General features: G+C 37.9%; 12 protein-coding genes. 5 read left to right on the top strand and 7 right to left on the bottom strand.

Features of this window, described 5'->3' with window-relative positions; all coding sequences use genetic code 11:
* Positions 1–71 precede the first annotated feature (71 nt).
* The 3 genes from PLJ10_07465 to PLJ10_07475 are packed head-to-tail and all read right to left on the bottom strand — an operon-like array spanning position 72 to position 5,995.
* Entirely contained in the window at positions 72–1,904 is a 1,833-nt protein-coding gene (locus tag PLJ10_07465) for a GxGYxYP family putative glycoside hydrolase (GenBank protein HOK09484.1), read from the bottom strand.
* Positions 1,905–1,942: 38 nt separating this feature from the next.
* The gene (locus PLJ10_07470; protein HOK09485.1) at positions 1,943–4,711 is read right to left on the bottom strand and encodes a DUF1080 domain-containing protein; all 2,769 of its coding nucleotides are present in this window, start codon (positions 4,709–4,711) and stop codon (positions 1,943–1,945) included.
* Between the two features lie 12 nt (positions 4,712–4,723).
* Positions 4,724–5,995: a Gfo/Idh/MocA family oxidoreductase gene (locus PLJ10_07475; protein ID HOK09486.1), complete on the bottom strand. Its 1,272-nt coding sequence runs from the start codon at positions 5,993–5,995 to the stop codon at positions 4,724–4,726.
* 300 nt (positions 5,996–6,295) lie between these two features.
* Here PLJ10_07475 and PLJ10_07480 point away from each other — a divergent pair, with 300 nt between their 5' ends.
* The 4 genes from PLJ10_07480 (at position 6,296) to PLJ10_07495 (ending at position 11,057) form a co-directional block, all read left to right on the top strand.
* Positions 6,296–7,540 carry a cofactor-independent phosphoglycerate mutase gene (locus PLJ10_07480; protein HOK09487.1) on the top strand — a complete coding sequence of 415 codons (1,245 nt, stop codon included), beginning with the start codon at positions 6,296–6,298 and terminating at the stop codon, positions 7,538–7,540.
* Between the two features lie 81 nt (positions 7,541–7,621).
* Positions 7,622–9,265, top strand: coding sequence for a citramalate synthase (cimA, locus tag PLJ10_07485; GenBank protein HOK09488.1), 1,644 nt, complete (start codon positions 7,622–7,624; stop codon positions 9,263–9,265).
* Between the two features lie 79 nt (positions 9,266–9,344).
* Positions 9,345–9,932: a hypothetical protein gene (locus PLJ10_07490; GenBank protein ID HOK09489.1), complete on the top strand. Its 588-nt coding sequence runs from the start codon at positions 9,345–9,347 to the stop codon at positions 9,930–9,932.
* Between the two features lie 3 nt (positions 9,933–9,935).
* The gene (locus tag PLJ10_07495; GenBank protein ID HOK09490.1) at positions 9,936–11,057 is read left to right on the top strand and encodes a hypothetical protein; all 1,122 of its coding nucleotides are present in this window, start codon (positions 9,936–9,938) and stop codon (positions 11,055–11,057) included.
* Here PLJ10_07495 and PLJ10_07500 read toward each other — a convergent pair.
* Together PLJ10_07500 and PLJ10_07505 are read right to left on the bottom strand one after the other, a co-directional pair.
* Positions 11,034–11,657: an anaerobic ribonucleoside-triphosphate reductase activating protein gene (locus tag PLJ10_07500; protein HOK09491.1), complete on the bottom strand. Its 624-nt coding sequence runs from the start codon at positions 11,655–11,657 to the stop codon at positions 11,034–11,036. The two genes, PLJ10_07495 and PLJ10_07500, sit on opposite strands and share 24 nt — an antisense overlap.
* Positions 11,658–11,697: 40 nt before the next feature.
* Positions 11,698–13,836, bottom strand: coding sequence for a ribonucleoside triphosphate reductase (locus tag PLJ10_07505; protein ID HOK09492.1), 2,139 nt, complete (start codon positions 13,834–13,836; stop codon positions 11,698–11,700).
* A 560-nt stretch (positions 13,837–14,396) separates the two neighbouring features.
* On the opposite strand from PLJ10_07505, the gene msrB reads away from it, so the two are divergent.
* Positions 14,397–14,798 carry a peptide-methionine (R)-S-oxide reductase MsrB gene (gene msrB / locus PLJ10_07510; GenBank protein HOK09493.1) on the top strand — a complete coding sequence of 134 codons (402 nt, stop codon included), beginning with the start codon at positions 14,397–14,399 and terminating at the stop codon, positions 14,796–14,798.
* Positions 14,799–14,842: 44 nt separating this feature from the next.
* Here the strand turns inward: msrB and PLJ10_07515 are convergent, their stop codons facing one another.
* Positions 14,843–18,022: an AAA family ATPase gene (locus PLJ10_07515; GenBank protein ID HOK09494.1), complete on the bottom strand. Its 3,180-nt coding sequence runs from the start codon at positions 18,020–18,022 to the stop codon at positions 14,843–14,845.
* Positions 18,019–19,185 (bottom strand): hypothetical protein, encoded by a 1,167-nt coding sequence (locus PLJ10_07520; GenBank protein HOK09495.1) that lies wholly within the window; start codon positions 19,183–19,185, stop codon positions 18,019–18,021. The genes PLJ10_07515 and PLJ10_07520 overlap by 4 nt, the downstream gene beginning before the upstream one ends.
* Between the last annotated feature and the right edge of the window lie 17 nt (positions 19,186–19,202).

Raw genomic sequence — 19,202 nt, forward strand, 5'->3', positions numbered from 1 at the left:
CATCCGTGCTTCAATTTCTCTTTATTTAATTATACACATAAACGGTGTGTCTAATAAATATTATCTGGAATTTAACGGTTGCAATAATGAATTTTTATAAGTTCGAAAAACGTATAAGGGTCTGTGAAGATAACCTTGTTTGTCTTCTGAGAGGTTAAGTCTATAACGCTTTTATGCCATGATGGAGATTTTAAGATTGTGCGAATAAACTTAAAATTAGGCAATGGTCTATTTGTGTACGAGGCTAAGATTTCAGAAGCCTTTTCTGGTGGTTCGTTCAAATCAATTCCCATACGCACATACGGTAGTTTTTTATCATAACAACCTACAGGGGGTATTTTTTGAGCCACAATACCATCCTTTGAGAATATAGAGTATGCTTCAAAACCTTCATCGGTGATTGGAGGTGCATACCCATCAATAATAAAACCCGTTATTGTCAGGTCAAATCGTTTTCCATAATATAAATTATGTCTTGTCCATGCATCCCAGCCAGAGGGGATATTAGGTTCCCGATGAATAGCGGTAAGCATGCCTGGATTTAGATAACCTGCACCACAATCACCATAGACAAACCAGTCGTTAGATGTTGCATGTGTTCGGACGTAATCAAAGACATGAGGGACACGACGAGACAAGTTCGGATTGAATGGCCAAATGCATGTAATAGCCCCATGGGCAGGGTCTTGCCACCACTCTGGCACCTTTTGATATAACCAAGCGGAAGAGTCAAAATCACCCATGTAAAAGCAGATATAAACATTGGGCAATACATTCCCTTTTTCATCAAGATAACCTTGTTGCCTCATTTGTTCATGTGTCGGTTTCGGGTTCTGGGGGTAATAATCTTTTAATGGATAATGTTGATAAAAAGAGGCATTTGCAAGCCCAGCAAGGCCTAATGCGTCTGCGTCTAAAATGGCGTTGTAAGCGGAAACAAATTTTACCAGTTCCCATTCTGTAGGAACACCTCCATGCTGACCACCTGCTTCACCTTCATTAGTATATTTCCATATCCATGGAACAAAGCCTCCGATGTGGAATACTTCTCCTTTTGCATTTTGATACATACTTTGAAGCAGTTCCCTTAACACCACTCGGTCTGAACCTGATATTTGTTCTGGCTCATCTATTGTTTTTTCATCTTCCCAAATACCTAAATCAAAAAAGAAGGCACGTCGCGAGATAAAAAAGTCGTGATTCATAATTGTCGAATTTGGGAAAGAGGCACTCCAAGGTTTTTGAAACCAGTAGCCATCGATATAATATGCCATAAACTCAGGACTACATAATCCCGTATCCAGAAACTGTTCCTTTGCCCATAGATAACACTGTGCTTTTAAGCTTCCGTTGGCTTTTTCGGGGAGGTGTTGAGGACGAACTTCATGTTTAAGAGTATTGGTCTCTGGTTCGATAAGCCAATAGGTGTTTTGAGTAAAAGACATACCAGAATTCATTACCTTAGTAAATACGCTATTTTCATCAGGGTCATATCTTAAACATAATCGATTTTCAAGTCCTGCAATAATGCTTGCTAAATTTGATGTTGGTGGAAATTTTTCTGAGTAAATAACAACTCCATGAATAAACGGTTCAAATAATTTTAGCAATTCAAACCAATTCCCTACTTTTTCAATTTTGGCACTTTCCAACCAACTACCGGATTTTGTCAGTTCATTCCACCAAAAATCATCCGCATCTTTCAGGAAACGAACGAACAACCGAGGTTCTGCACGATTGACAATCCCTTGTAAAGATGCTAATACATGTCCTGTGTCCCAGATTTCCTTTGTATTTTCCTCTACTTTCAATTCTTTTCCATGTGCCCATGTAAAATCGTAATAGTAGATATTTGTTCCTGTTAATACAACACAAAGCATGACAGAAGAAATAAAATATGACATGATAAAAACTTTCTTACAAATTGAAAAGGGTCGTTTTTTTATTTTATTTCGCGAATTCGTATATTTCGGAATTCAACCTGAGAGCCATGTCCAAGTAAGGCGATATGGCCTGAGGTATTTCGTAAACCGAGGTGGTCTTTCTCATCGGGGGTAGGTTTACTTGCTAACTCATTTAGATTTGCTTTCAAAATTTCAACGCCATTGACACGAACAGATATATCCATTCCTTGAAGCACGATTTCTTCCTGATTCCATTCTCCACATTTTTTTAATGGAGCAGGTTTATCTGGCGGTAACACGCCATAGATAGCCCCATGATATTGATATGGCTTTAAGCCACGACTTTCAGGTGCTGTATCATCAAGGATTTGTATTTCCATTCCATCGTATGCGGCGTGTTTCATATATGGCACACGTAGGCCAATCCCATTATTGGCTCCAGGCGTTAGTTTAAATTCAAAACGAAGTATGAAATTTGCATATTGCTTCTCTGAGAATAGATTTAGATGACACGTGGGCAGACACACTAATTTGCCGTACTTTGCGGAGAAACCTTTTGTATATCCGCTCCAACCTGTGAGGTCTTTTCCATTAAAAATAGGCACAAATTGATTGTCATCTTCATAGGTCACAGGCAAGATATTCGTGGCTTTTCTACAACGTTCTATATGCTTATTTATCGTTTCTTTCACAGCCTCGTCAGTAATGGCATTAAGTATGTTTTCCAAATATGGAATTAAATCCTTCCCGACTAATCCATTTTCATTATTCTTATCAGGTAGAGCAATACGAAGTAATGTTTTATTGGCAACTTCTGAAAAGGCGGGGTTCTTTGTATATGGTGCAACGGCGATAAACGCCTCTGTTGTATGTATTCCTCCAAGAATATTAAACATATCGTTAGCGTTTTCTGGGACAAGTTCAATACCTTGCTGGCATAGCCATATTTTTTCATCAATGGCTAATCCGTTTAATGAAAGGAATCGGATAAAAACCTTCCATGCCTCATTTTTATATGGATGATTTGGATTGGCTCGGAAGAATGTTAGTATCTTTTCAGATGGTTCTACATTTTCCCATAAAGCAAGGGCAGACAAAGCATTTTCTATCTTTGTTTTATTCTCTTCTTTTTGGTGCGGTAGATTTAACCATGAAAAGACAAAATCTTCTCCCATCTTGTCTCCGACTTTCGCAAGAATAGAAAGTAAAGTGGGATATTGTTCTGGTTTTGATTTTTCTATTATTGCGATAAGCGGTTTACAACGGTCTTGGTCTTCTTCTCGCTTTAATATCTGGACGATAGCATCTGCATATTCCTCTTTTTGAGAATTTTTCGGGTTCATTACCTCTTTCAGCAATATATTTACTTCCTTTTTAGTGCCCATATTGCCCAGAGCATCAAATGCGGATTGTTGAATTTTCATATCTTTATTCCTGGTCTGTTTCCAGGCAAACTTAAAATATTTCGTTGCCTGCCGTTCGGAGAGGATATTTAACGCAGTAACAAGTTGCTCTCCTTTTAATTTCTTCAACATAGAACCGATATGGGACTCCGTTTCCTTCGGTTCTGTCTGAAGTAATGCTTGTTGAAGGGCTGTTAGTTCTGACCTTTCCTGTGCATTTGCAAGATGTTTAACAAGATTATCTATTGATTTGCTTTTATCTAAACGAACCAATGTTTGTATCGCCTTGATACGCATCTGCACATCGGAATGTTTCAAAACAGGTACCACCGCAGGCAGAAAGAAATCATCCGGACATTGACTTACTGCATCTAAAACTTGGTATAGCTCGTCTCCAGAACTTCTGAGCAAAGCCTCCTTCAAAATATTCTTGCTTTCTTTTGAATTGAGATAGGCTAAGTGTCGTAGAGCCACACCACGAACGTCTCGGTTAGGGTTATATATTTCTCGGGCAAATAAATCGAGAACGTCCTTTGGTGGTGCGTAAGTGAACATCCGCAGAACGGCACATTGAACCCACGAATTATTCTCCTGCTTCGCCTGTAACAAGATTTTCTCCAACATTTCTTTTTGTTGTTGAGTAATACCGTTTTGTCTTATGGTTCTTTCTATTTGTGAGAATAGTAAAGAATATGCTTGCATTCGTGTTCGAGACTCTGATGAATTTAAGTCCGATTTTATTTGTTCATAAAATTTCTGAGAATTTGGTTCGAGTTGCGATAAGGTAATAAGAATTGACTGCCGTACTTCTGAGGATGCAGAGGGTAGAAGTGCTTCTAATGATGGGATTATTTCCGTACGACCCATACCTGCAAATGCCTGTATAATCCCCAGCTGACATCTCCCTTCTGAATGAGGAAGTTGTTCTGCAAGCTGTTGGAAAGACACATCGTTATTAATAGTTTCTAAGGCACGTATTGCATAGTCACATAAGTCCGTATCACCAAGATACTCTGTTATTGCATCAACGGCTAATGGATTACCCAGAATTTGAAGTTCACTTATAAGAAACGCTTTAATTTGTTTATCTTGAATTTTACGTAATGCTGTAGCATAGGCTTTTGCCAACATATTTTGTGCGTCTATCGGTTGAGTTGATGCATAATTCACAAGCATACGCACCAGCAATCGAGCATTCTTATCATCTCCTTGAGGTTTAATATAACCGCAGATACCAATAATAGCGGGCTCGCCCTGCTGAAATATCTCTGCACATAAATTATTTGCCTCTGCAAGAGAAATGTTCCCAGCCTTCTCAATCCATGTTTCAATCTCGGCTCCGTTAGAAATTGAAATAAAAATTAATAATGTTATTATTAGTGTGAAAAGTATTCTATAAAGCATTTTTTAACCTCCTTATACTTGTAAAGTCCAAGGTGCACGCATTGGTTGGTCAACTAAACGATTGGCTTCTTCATCATCAATAAATAATTGTTTAACAGGGTCAAATCGGAGACTTCTTCCTAATTGCATAGCAATTTTTGCCAGATTCACAATCGTACATGAACGATGTCCATTACTTTCATTTAATGGGAATTTCTCACGGGTACGGACAGAATGAGCAAAATCACAAGGTAGAGGTTCAGGATTAGGTAAAGATGCCAACTTTTTCTCAAAGCCAGGAATATCAGACTTTAATCCGGGATACAGTTTCCCTTTTGGTCCTTCGATATAAGGCAAGCCTGGTTTTCCTTCACCATCGAGAACGATTTCACATCCATCTTCATACCGTAACCGAATCCAACGGAAAGAACTCACCGCATCGGGATGTTGCGGTGGTGCATCTACTTCTATTTCGATTGGGCTGGTATCATCCTTTCCTAATAAGTATTGAACTGGGTCGAGATAATGCTGTCCCATATCTCCTAAACCACCTCCGTCATAGTCCCAATACCCTCGAAACGTTCCATGAACTCGATGTGGATGATAAGGCTTATATGGGGCTGGTCCAAGCCAGAAATCATAATCTAATTCAGTAGGGACAGGTTGTGGTTCTATATTGGTTAAGCCAGACCAGAAAAACTTCCATGTAAATCCTGTAGATTCCCCTACATTTACTTTTAATGGCCAACCTAACATTCCACTATCAACAACTTTTTTTATCTCATAAGCAGTTGTTCCAAATCCGTAGAACGTGTCTTTCATTCGAAACCATGTGTTTAATCGGAAAATACGTCCATATCTCTGCACTGCCTCTACCACTTTTTTACCTTCTCCGATAGTTCGGGTCATTGGCTTTTCACACCAAATATCTTTTCCAGCTCGGGCTGAATCTACTGATATAATGGCATGCCAGTGTGGAGGTGTTGCGATATGGATAATATCAATATCTTCACGGGCAAGTACCTCTCGATAATCTTTATAGCCTTTAACATCAGGTCCTGCTTTTTGAAGTGCATTTTTTAAGTGATTTTCATCAACATCGCAGACCGCAAGCAGTCGAGCACCTGGGTAATCAATGTGTCCCATACCCATTCCGCCAACGCCAATAATTGCACGAGTCAACTCTTCGTTTGGCGAAGCATACGCTTTACCACCTAAGATTCGGCGAGGTAAAACCATAAAGCTAAGTCCAGCTGAACCTGCTATTTTTAGGAATTGCCGTCGCGTTGTTTTCTTCAATGACATAACTTTTCCTCCAACAAATCAATAACTAAATTTATATTATTTTGAAAGGTTCTCTTATTATGAAAAATTACTATCGTTTAATACAAAATACAAGTTGCTTTATCTAAAAAGAAATAAATTCAAGGTGCCAAAAAGGTCTCCAATTCTATTTTTTTCACGTATGAAATAATAATCTGCATTGAAACATTTATATTATAAGAGTTAAAATATAATGTTAAATATTATTTACTAATTTTTAGAATTCACAGATTTTATTTAATTTATTGAAATTAAAACTTATATTTTTTTAAGGAATAGCAGTTGAAATATCTTATTCTTGTAGGAGATGGGATGGCAGATTATCCCCTTCCTGAATTAGAGGGGAAAACGCCATTACAGGTAGCGGAAACTCCTGCCATGGATGAAGTTGCATCCCGTGGCATGTTAGGACTTTTTTGTCCCATTCCTGACGGACTTCCCCCAGGAAGTGATATAGGTAATCTTTCATTATTCGGTTTTGACCCACGCACCTGTTTTACAGGTCGGGCTCCTTTAGAAGCGGCAAGGCAAGGGATTCGACTCAATCCGACTCAGGTAGCTTTCCGTTGCAATATCGTATCACTTCAAAATGGGAAAATGCGGGATTTTACTGCGGGACATATTCCTACAGACAAGGCAACTATCCTGATTAAAGATATTGGCGAGGTAATAGCGAAAGAATTTCCAGTAAATTTTTATCCTGGGGTAAGTTATCGGCATCTCGCAGTAATTGACACAGGAGAAGATTTTACAGTAGAAGATTTGGAGAAAACGGATTGTACACCACCTCATGATATTACCGACCAGAGTTGGCAAGATTTTTTGCCTAAAGGACCGTGTGGTTCTTTGTTACAATCTATCATGACAGAATCACAAAAATTACTTCCACAACATCCTATTTCTCAAGAACGGGTCCAGCATGGCGAACCGGAACCGAATTCGTTTTGGCTCTGGGGACAAGGTAGAACACCACAAATAAAGACATTTAAGGAGATGTTTAACCTTCACGGGGTCGTTATTTCAGCAGTTGACCTTGTAAAAGGCATTGGGATTTGTGCTGGTTTGGAGTCGATAGATGTTCCTGGGGCAACAGGTTGGATTGATACCAATTACAAAGGTAAAATTGAAACCGCTTTAGACGCTTTGGCGAGGGTTGATTTCGCTTTTGTTCATATAGAAGCACCAGACGAATCAGCACATCAAGGAGACTTAAACCTTAAGATAAAAGCCATTGAGGATTTTGATAAGAATATTGTTCGACCTGCATTAGAATTTGTAAAACATTCTCCAGATGAGATTCGATTATTTGTTGCCCCTGACCATATTACTGCTTTGTCTACTCGAACCCATGCCCCTGGACCTGTCCCATTTGCTATGTGCGGACCTGGTATCGAATCCTACGGAATGAGTGAATATCATGAATTCTCTGCAAAGGGCACAGGAATAATTTATACGGAAGCTCATGAACTCATTAAACACTTTTTGCTGGGTTCACCTTTTTACATAGGAAAAAACATCACTTCCTAAAACCCACCTTAGTAAATAATTAATTTCATATAACTTACAACATTTATATTAATATACAATACAGAAATGGAGATTTAATATATGAACAAAGTCACAAATAAAGAAACGATTGAGATATATGATACGACTCTACGTGATGGGGCACAGGGACCAGGTATCAAGTTTTCTATGGATGACCAGATACGGGTACTTCATGCTTTAGATGAGTTAGGAATTCATTATATCGAGGCAGGACAGCCTGCATCTAACCCCAAAGCGGAGATTATTTTTAATAAAGCAAAACAACTAAACTTAAAAAATTCTAAGATTGTTGCTTTCGGAAGTACTCGACATCCGAAATCTCGTGTCCATGAGGACCCTAATATAAATGCTTTACTTCGTGCGGAAACAGAAATTGTTACAATTTTTGCTAAATCGTCTGCAATGCATGTCCAAGAAGTCTTAGGTGTATCGCTGGATGAAAATTTGAAGTTGATAGAAGAGTCGGTTTCTTACTTAAAGAAGCAGGGCAGAAAGGTTTTTCTCGATGCTGAACATTTTTATGATGGATACGACCTAAACGCAGAATATGCCATAAAGACATTGAAGGTGGCAGTTGAGTCTGGAGCAGATTTATTAGTTCTCTGCGATACCAATGGTGGTCATTTACCCCATCAAATAGAATCCATTACCGAATATATACATAATGTCCTTCCTGAAGTGCCTTTGGGGATACATACCCACAATGACACAGGTTGTGCAGTTGCCAATAGCATCTCTGCAGTATGTGCAGGTGCAAGACATGTGCAAGGGACTATAAACGGTTACGGTGAACGCACAGGAAACGCAAACCTTTGTACGCTTATACCCAATTTGCAATTTAAGATGGGGTTCTATGTTATCAAAATGGAACAAATGAAAAAACTAACCTACACGGCACATCTGATTGCTGAACTTGCAAATGTATCTCCGAAAGATTCTGACCCTTACGTAGGACGTGATGCCTTTACCCATAAAGCGGGAATGCATGCCGATGCAGTCCGAAAGGCAAAGTCCAGTTATGAGCATATCGAACCTGAATGGATTGGCAACTTTACACATATCGCGGTCAGCGAACTTTCTGGGAGAGCAAATCTGATACAAAAAGCCAAAGAACTTGGGATTGAACTGGATAAAGACAGTCCCCAAGTACGGAAGCTTCTTCAACGAATAAAAGCCCTCGAAACAGAAGGATATGAATTTGAAGGGGCAGATGCATCCTTTGAATTAGAACTACTGAAAACATTAGGGATGTATAAATCATCATTTTCTGTACTGAGTTTTCATTCACGGGTAAACCAATGGGCAATGGACCGACATGCTGAGTGCGAAGCCACCGTAAAAATCCAATTACCAGACCAATCCATTGTTCACACCGTCTCCAATGGTGACGGTCCTGTCGATGCATTAAATAATGCTCTACGTAAGGCACTTGAACCTTATTACCCTGAATTGAAAAATGTTCACCTTGAAGATTATAAGGTCCGTATCTTAGACGGGCAACGAGCCACAAAGGCAAAAACGCGAGTTCTTATCGAATCCAGCGATGAAACCCAGCAATGGTGTACGGTAGGTGTATCTGAAAATATTATAACCGCATCATTTACCGCTCTCATTGATAGTATTGAATATAAATTATATAAACATGCACAACGAAACGGGACACAAACAAAAAAGGGACAAGAAGAGTCATCATTGAAATCATAATTTCTGTTATGATGATAATAACTTTTTGGATTCTTAGTCCGTTGTAATTCATGTAGTATCTTTATTAGAGGAACAATCTATGGATGATGAGTCGTATATAAATTACTTTTCTATATTGGGTCTTACGGAAGATTGTAAAACAGGGGATGTCCGAAAGAACTATAAAAAAATGATGAAAGATTTAATCATGGAAATACATGCCACAGAAGTGACTCCAGACCGACTTGACCAATATTTATTAAACATGGCAAAGTTAAATGTGGCGTTTTATATCCTCCGTGATGATGAACGACGTGAAACATACATAAAACATCGTAAAAAAGTTATTGAACTGGAAAAACAATGGCGAGATGCTGGAGAAAAAGACCCAAATACCCCAGAAGCAGACCTGCTACGTCGTGAGTTTGACCGTGTGTTGAGAGATTTTCTGACGAAATATATGGAAGAAATGGTATTAGAAGCAGGTCGTGATAAAGAGTGTGTTGAAACCAGCAATTGGGATCCTTTTCATGAACGTCATGCCAGTCGCGTGTTACGTCATTACCGCCAAAAACTTTACTCACAAATTCATGAGCGATTACCATACTATGATGTGACCAAACCTATTATCGATTGGACAGAACGTGAAAACATTGTGAAACAAATGCTCCAGGAAGAAAAGGCATAGGTTATGGCTAACAAAACTACACAAACTAAAAAAGTAGTAGAACAAGAGATGATAGATCTTGCTTTGGCAAAAGCCATTGCAGATGGTGATATAGTGAATTTTCGGTTTTTATTTTTACCTTACTCACCGCTTCGTGAAGATTCCACAGAAGATATTCATTCTATCAAATACAGCTACTTGCTTCCTTCTGAAGAGGAGGAACAAACACCTGAATTTAAGAAGGCAATGGAATTAGTTTCCCGAGCTGACGTCAGGGAACATGTCCAGCAGGAACTTCGTAAAAAAGGTCCAGCACAATTATCCTCAGACTTGCTATTAGCGTTGGCTGATAATGCAGTCCGACAGGAAAAATTCACATCCGCATCACAGGCCTATGAACTGTTACGAATTCGTAGACGAATGCAAGAATTGTTCTTTGAAGAGGGCGACAAAGAATTAGAAACGGGAGATATTTCTAAAGCGGTAAAGGCTTATTATATTGCATCATCACTGGAATACGATTACAGTGCATTTCCAGAACCTTTGCCAGCAGTGCCACGTTATCAAGACCAGGCTTTGATACTTCACGCTGAATACAAAACAAAATGGAATGAATGCATTGGAAATCTCCCCTTAAACGATTTTTTAAGTGCTGGCTTCAATTATTTATTTTTACTCCCTGAACATGCCAGTAAAATTACAAGCAAACCTATTGATGTCCAGATAACTTTCTTTGTTGAATTAGTGCGGAAAATAGACCCACATTGGGAGATATTTATCCAGCGAGTCCGAGACGTAATTCCTCTGATGGAGGAGTTGTATCATGAACTGAAACAGCGGTTGGAGCATATAGCAGATGGACACCTATGGGAAGATGAGTGGGATGAGGGTATTGACACTGAAAAGTTTCTTCAAATATCAAAAATCCTATTAGGAAGAGAATTGAATAATAAAGAGTGGTGGGCATATTTAAAAGAACTCGCGTATGAACACCCACCAGCAGGGTTATTTATATCCCGACAGATGATAGGCAAGGAGCAGGAAATTATTCTTCCACGATATACTCGGGATAACCCTGTTGTCCCCTTGTTAAACCTTCCGGAATTGCCGATTATTAACGTCTTACAGGTTGGAGAAGTCGGATAAAAGAGGGTTCATAGCGTTCTCTGCAACAAATTTTTGAACAATCAATGGATGGGTTTTTGGCAAATAAGCCTCTACTTCTTTTAAGTCATCCTCACTTAAGAGTGCCTTGACATTTGTAATTCGGAAATCGCAAGGGATGCCACTTTCAAGCAGGATTTTTAATGTCTTTTGAATAGGTTTAACTGAAATGGAGACGCCTATTAGTAATGAATACTTACTCCATGGGGCTTTAATATCTAAAGCACAATAATCTATCAAGTTCCTTTGCAGAAGTTCTTCAACAACCTGCGGATTTGAGCCGTTTGTATCTAACTTCACTTTATAGCCCATCTCTTTTATTTGTTCAATAAACACCACCAAATCTGAATGTATGGTGGGCTCTCCACCTGTAATTACAACTCCATCTAATTTGTCCATTCTTAAATGTAAAAATTGCATGATTTCTTCTTGGGGTATTGGTGATTGAAATAATTCAGGGAGCACTAATGAAGGATTATGGCAGAACGGACATCGGAAATTACACCCTTGTGTAAAAAGGATAGCGGACACACACCCTGGATAATCAGATAGAGAAAAGGGTTGTATACCTCCAATCTTCATTGCCTAAAGAAACCCTCATTTTAAGGCCTGAAATGATATTTTAATCGATTTTATATCTTGTGCGGAGCATAAACTCTGCTTGCTTCCCTTCATTCCACTGTTTCACAGGACGTAGGTAACCGACGACACGAGAATAGACCTCAGTTTCTCTTCCACAGTGTGGACAGGTAGGATATTCTCCACGTATGTAGCCATCCTGCGGACAAACGGTGAAACTTGGACTTAACGTAAAGTAAGGCAGGCTATATCCTTCACAGACTTTTTTGACAAATTGCTTCACTGAATTCGGATTTGCTACCGCTTCACCTAAAAAGATATGCAATACGGTTCCGCCTGTGTACTTTGACTGAAGTGGGTCTTGTAAATCGAGCACCTTAAATATATCATCAGTATAATTCACAGGCAGTTGTGTCGAATTTGTATAAAACGGGGCATACCCTTGCTTAACATGTTCGTCATTTGCAAAGTGAGTCTCTGGGTATCGCTCATAATCAAGCCGTGCGAGACGATAGCTTGTGCCTTCGGCTGGGGTGGCTTCAAGATTGTAGAGATTCCCTGTTTCCTGTTGAAACTCTTTTAATCGATTTCGGATATGGTCTAAAACACGGGAGGCGAACTCAGCCCCTTCCTGTGTCCCGATGTCCTTCCCTAATAGATTTAAACAGGCTTCATTCATACCGACCAAGCCGATGGTAGAAAAATGATTATTCCAATAATGGTTAAATCGCTGATATACATTTCGAAGATAAAACTTAGTGTATGGATACAAGTCATTTTCAGTAAGTCGTTCCAACACCTTCCGTTTTGTCTCTAAGCTTGTTCTCGCTATATTCATTAAGGCATCTAATCGTTCAAAGAACTCGTCCTCATTAGCAGATAAATGTCCGATACGAGGCATATTAATCGTAACAACACCGATGGAACCCGTCAAGGGATTTGCCCCAAACAATCCACCGCCTCGTCGCTCTAAAGCACGTAAATCTAAACGTAACCGACAACACATAGAACGGGCATCACTTGGCGACATATCTGAATGGATAAAATTAGCAAAATAAGGGATACCATATTTCGCAGTAATTTCCCATAACCGCGTGAGCCCAGGGTCATCCCAATTAAAATCTTTGGTGATGTTATATGTCGGTATTGGGAAACTAAAGACACGACCTTTGGCGTCTCCTTCGGATAACACTTCTAAAAAGGCAGAATTAAAAATCTTCATCTCTTCTGCAAATTCGCCATAAGTTGTATCTTGGTATTCCCCACCGATGATTACGGGTTGCTTTGCTAAACTTGAGGGAGGGACAAGGTCTAACGTAACATTCGTGAATGGGGTTTGAAAACCTACACGGGTTGCAACGTTAAGGTTAAAAATAAATTCTTGTAAGGCTTGTTTTACTTCACGATAATCTAACTTATCATAGCGGATAAAAGGTGCCAACAATGTATCAAAATTGCTGAACGCTTGTGCTCCTGCCGCCTCTCCTTGTAATGTATAAAAGAAATTTACAACTTGTCCTAATGCTGTGTGGAAATGCTTGGCAGGTTTACTTTCTGCCTTCCCAGGGGCACCTTGAAAGCCACTCAATAGAAGGTCTTGTAAATCCCAACCGACACAATACACGGAAAGCAATCCGAGGTCGTGCAAATGTAAATCCCCTGACCGATGTGCCTCACGAACATCTGGCGTGTATATTTTATTTAACCAGTAAACTTTACTGATTTCACTTGATATATAGTTATTTAAACCTTGCAGTGAATACGCCATATTGCTGTTCTCTTGGACTTTCCAGTCCATTTTTTCGAGGTAACGGTCAATAAGGTCAACGTCTGCCTTGTTTACCATTTCACGGATGCGAGCATGCTGGTCACGATACAGAATATATGCTTTTGCGGTCTTTTTAAAAGGCGACATGAGCAATACCTCTTCTACTGCATCCTGTATCTGTTCAACTGACGGTGAACTTTCAAATGGTATCGCTTGTAATAAAGCCAATACACGCATCGTCAGCCGACGAGCTATCTCCGTTCCAAACTCTCCTGTGGCTCTACCTGCCTTTAGTATAGCCTGAGTAATTTTGCCCGCTGAAAATGGGACTTGCCTGCCATCTCTTTTTATGACATGTGTAAATGGAACCACATCCGTGAATGCCTCAGCCGAACTCATTTCCCAAAGTTGCATAATAGACGCTCCCTTAATATCTATACGTTAAAATTTAAATACTTTTCTTTTCCGTAATTCATATTTCCACCATAAAAGTAAAACCATAGAGAAAAACCTGTAATTTTACTTTCTCGCCGTGGTAAGGTAAAAACAAAACATATTAAATTTTGAAAGAGAAAAAATAAATTAATTCTTTTATTTTATATAAAATGATACACAATGTCAAGTAGAATTTTATTCCCACTATACAATATATAGTAGATAAGTGGGGTAAAACCTGTTAATATCTGGTTAAAATCAAAGTTAATAACCTGTTAATTTTTTGTGGATAACTTGTGGAAAAGCCCCAGAAACAGGAGTTATCATGAAAAAATAACCAGTAAAATGAGCACTTCCAGTAAGGTTAAAACTTGGATAAAAATGGATTTCTATTCACCAAATGCATCAATTTTAAGGTGTGCAAAAAGTATGTTTTAACAATTTATCATGGTTAAAAAAAAAGAAAAAATGCCATTAAAACAATGAAATAGAAATAAATAATAGGATGTTATACAAGTTATAAAAGGAAAAAAGAATATATGATTGATAATGAAAATACAAAAGAACCTTTGAGCGAAGAAGCATATTATGTTTTAAGATGTCGTGGAACAGAACGCCCATTTTCAGGAAAATACTGGAATCATAAAGAAAAGGGGATTTATGTATGTGCAGGATGTGGAACGAAATTATTTTCATCAGAGCACAAATTTGATTCGGGCACAGGTTGGCCCAGTTTTTTTTCACCAATAGATGACAGAGTCATAGAGGAGGAAGTAGATACAAGCCATGGAATGGTTAGGATGGAGGTTCACTGTGCAAATTGCAAGGGACATCTGGGACATGTTTTTCCTGACGGTCCTAAACCGACATATCAAAGATATTGCATTAATTCCTCCGCTTTAAATTTTATCCCATCGTATAAAAAGGAAGGTAATATATAATTTTAAAGGTATCTCCCCTCTCAAGTTATTTTCTGAATATTGTGTTAACTTCTACTCTCTTGGGTGGTCAAATCACCCATTTTAATTACTGGTATATTTAAATCATTTGCGACATTAAGAATATCATCTCTGCAAGTGAACAAAAGGATTTGATGATTTTCACCTAAGATTTTTAATGTGTTCAATGCCTGACACAATCTGGGATGGTCATAATTAGAGAAGGGGTCGTCTAATAACATGGGTAGATGTTCTTCATGCTGGCTGATTATTTTAATAAATGCGACACGCATAGAAAAGTAGAGTTGTTCAAGTGTCCCCTGACTTAATGATAGTTCTTGAATTGGAACAGCCTTTTTTGTTTCAGGGATAAGTACTTTCAATGTTAAATCTCGTTCTACAATTACTTCTGTATATTTACCATTCGTTAATTTATTAAATAGATGGCTTATCTCATTTTTTAGTAGAGGTGCTATTTTATGATAATAATCAGACGTTATTTGTTGTAATGTTGAGATAGCAAATAAAATTGCTTCTTGTTCTTTCTTCAGTATTCGAAGTTGATTTTCAATAGTTTGTTTTTCTTCTTCAATTTCATTTAAAGGTCTGCTTTTTAGTCTTAAACTGTTTAATTCATCTTGACAGTTTTGTATAAGCTGTTTTACATCCTCTATTTCTTTATTTTTTTGCTCTATGATTTCTTGGAGTTCCCATTCGTTCCCTGCGGGAGTATCTGGTACAAAGTCTTTAACGCGTTCTTCTATCTCATCTAAGGTATCATCTCCGAGAAGCAATTGGAGTTGCGTCTCGGTTTGTTCAATCCGTGAAAATAGGTCGCGAGCATCTTCTGCCATTTTGCACCGTTTTTTCCATTCATCTAAATCTTCAACTTTAGCAAGGGTCAGTAGTTCCTGAATTTGTTCACGTGTCTGGGCTTCCTCTTCTTCATGTTGACGAAGCTCTTCGTTTAGGTCAAGTCGCTTTTTACGTAGTTCTGAAATTTTTACCTTCAATTCCCGATATTGCGATTCCGTTCTATAATATGCCTTAAATGTTTCTGAGGTTATAGGTTCATCTGGCTTTAAAACACCGACCTGAATAAATGCATTGCCTATTTTGTTATAAATGTCTTTTTGAATTTGTTCTTCTATATTACGAATCACCTTTTCTTTATTTAATATATTATCTGAGAGTCTTTGTAATTGTTCTCTTAAATCCCAGAGTTTACGTCGTAAATGTTTTGACGTTTCCTGTTGTTGATGTACCTTTCTGCGAAATGCTTCTATTTGCGTTTCATTTTCCAATGTGAGATTTACCTCTGCGAAACGTGCCTGTAAATTTGCAAATAGCCGTTCGGTACGGGATTTGTTAACTAAAAATAGTTCTTCTGCCCCCCGAAAATGTTTCTGCAGTTCTTCATAATGATTCCTCTTTATAGAATATTCCTCATATAAGCCTTGAAGTTCCCGAGGATGTTGAAGTTGTGCTTTTTTCAGTAACGTTGTAACGGGATGTAACTCAATATATTCACTGGAAGCGATCTTTTGAATCTCCTCTGTTAATTGTATTTGATATTGAGATATTTCTTTTATCATGTTATTAGCATCAAAAATGGATTTGAGAAAGTATATAAAGCCAATCCCGACAAAGAAGAGGAGTAATAGCGATTCTGTTTTTTGGGTTTTAAAGAATAAATAAATAAGTAACAAACCTAATAATAGACATATCACACTCAGGAACACATCCACTGGTTTTCGGGATAAGGTATTTCCTTTTATAACTTCTGCTTGTTGGAGTCGGGTTTCCAATTCTCTTTTTTCTTCCTCAGGTCTATTCTTATATTTCCAATAATCTTCAATAAGTTCTGGTAGATTTGTCACACCCTGAAATAAATCGTCCAGAGGCTTTAATTCTTCTTCTGCAGTAATAAGTTTTTGTTGACTTTCTTTCAATCTCCTCTCACTTTTTTCTGTTTCTATTACTGAATTGTTATGCAGATTAACTACTAAATCCACCTCTTCGTAAAAATCATCCCTTTTTTGAATTGTTTCAGGGAACTCCGAGATAATCTTTTCCGTTTCCTTTATCTGTTCTTCGAGATTATCCTGTTGGTTATAGAGTTCAGCTAATCCACTTTCAATTCGTAATCTGTATTCCCTTAATTCCTCAAATTGTTCCTGATAATTTGTGATAAAGTCGATGGGGGTAAATGATGTTCTATGAAGTTCCAACTCCAAATCGGTAATTTCCTGGGTAATAGATTCTATTTCTTTTTGTATTTTCTGCTTTTGATTTTCACAATGTCCCAAAGTCATTTCCAGTTGAAGCAACTGTGTTTTTTGTTCAATAGGGAAATCTCTAAAGTTGGCATAGGTAAAAGCAAGGGCAGTAAATTCGTCCAGTTTCTCACGAAGAGCCTTCGCATCATTTTTCCTTCGCCATAAGTTGTACATTCTTGTATATTGGATTTTATTTTGAAGTTGTTGTAACTCATTTTGTAGAGACCTTAATTGCTCTTGATAAAGTCTCAATTGATACTTCTTTTCTCTAATCTCTTCTGCAATATTATTTGCTACAGTCACGTCTACTTTTAGTTTCTCTAATTGTTCTTCAAGCACATTTATAGGACGTTTATAAGAACGAACAGTCCCAATGTTATTTAAGTATTCCAGCAATCGGTCAATAATAACTTGAATTGATTGGTCGGCAGTCCCAGTATCAGCCAAACGGATTAAATGTTCCTTAATTTTATTTTCATTATCCGATGAGCCTAAATTTTCTAATGTTTTGGGGCTGATTGTTGCAACCCCAGTAAAGATGTCCCTATTCATCCCTAAATGTACTCTGGCAAAACCAATTTCTCTATTTGGATATACGGGGAATTGGTTCGTAATTTCTCGCATATCCAATCCCTCAAATATACAGACAGAGGGTTCTGTTCCAAATGTGCGTTGTATATGGATAAGAGTGCCATTACTAATCTGGTACACCAAATAGCCTCGATAATCGTTAGTGTGCCAAGGTGTATATTTATAATAATTTTCGGTGAAAGGGGCGTTCTTTTTCTTAGATACCTTTTGACCAAATAACATATCCAATAAAAAATGGAATAATGTTGTTTTCCCACTTTCATTTAAGCCATAGATAAGCTGGAACCCTTCATGAAAATTAACAGGTATATTTGAAAATCTTCCATAACCATAAATATGCCCTTTTATAAATTTCATTTGAAAGGCACCTCTCGTGTTTGTATACAAGGAACCATTAAATCCTGATTATTAATAGCAGTTGTTGTGAGTTGCCTCGCTCTTTTAATTATCTGCTGGGTTTCTAAATCAGGAGCAGATTTAAGTTCTTCTTGAAGAACTTTATAATATTCCGATAGTATCGTGTTATATTCCTCATCTTCTGAATTCATAATTTCTTCAAAGTCAGCGGTTATATCCCACGTAATTAATTCGCACTCACGGGCAAGGTTCTCTATAATGTCAGGTATCGATTGAGCCAACTTTAGAGAAATCAGTTCATCAAAAGAGATATGACACACTCGTGGATTAGGAATCTTCGCTATCTCGTCTGATAATAACTGGAGAACATCCTCCTTCTGCATATTAAAACCATTGAAGGTTATATGAGAGTAATGTGTTTTTTGTGTTTCGATATGTTCTATCTTTGATGTTTCCCATATATTATTGGAACAACGAAACTGAACACCTAACACACCAAAAGGTGGTATATCTTCCAAACAGAGCGGTTCTGGAAGTCCACAATAATATACCGAACATTTTGATGAATGGTAATATTGTCCATACTTATGGTCTTTACCTAAGGCAATGTATGAAATTCCAAAGTCTATATATGTGCCTATCTCTTTATCATGTACAGCGTCATTTTTACTTAATAAAGGCAAATCATACGCAAGAATAATATGATTTTTTTCCTTATCAATAGTCTCTAAATCAGGATAAGGCTCCCCTTGGAAATCAGTATCGCTTACCGCAAAACCGTGAACCACAAGAGGAATAGATTTTGATTCCCACTTTATCCAGTTTGGTTGATTTAACACAATAACATTTTCAGGCAAAGGCTCTAAGAAATATGGGGAATACTTAGACAAAGCATCTGCATTTCCAGGTGCTATTATCACAGGAATAGGTGAGATAGATTCGAAGGTCTTCAATACCCATTTTAAGGTATCATCCGTTATATATTTTGCTTCAAGTAAATTGCCCGCAATTAATAACGCATCTGCATTATTTTCAATCACTTTATTGACTATTTCTGACAAAACATCTCTCTGCCTTTGCCTTTTTATTCTTCCAAAATGAGGATTAGAAAAAGTAGAAAAAGGTCTGTCTAAATATAGATTCGCTGTATGTATAATAAACATCGTTACATTAACCCCAT

This window comes from Candidatus Hydrogenedens sp. (assembly GCA_035361075.1).
GTDB lineage: Bacteria > Hydrogenedentota > Hydrogenedentia > Hydrogenedentales > Hydrogenedentaceae > Hydrogenedens.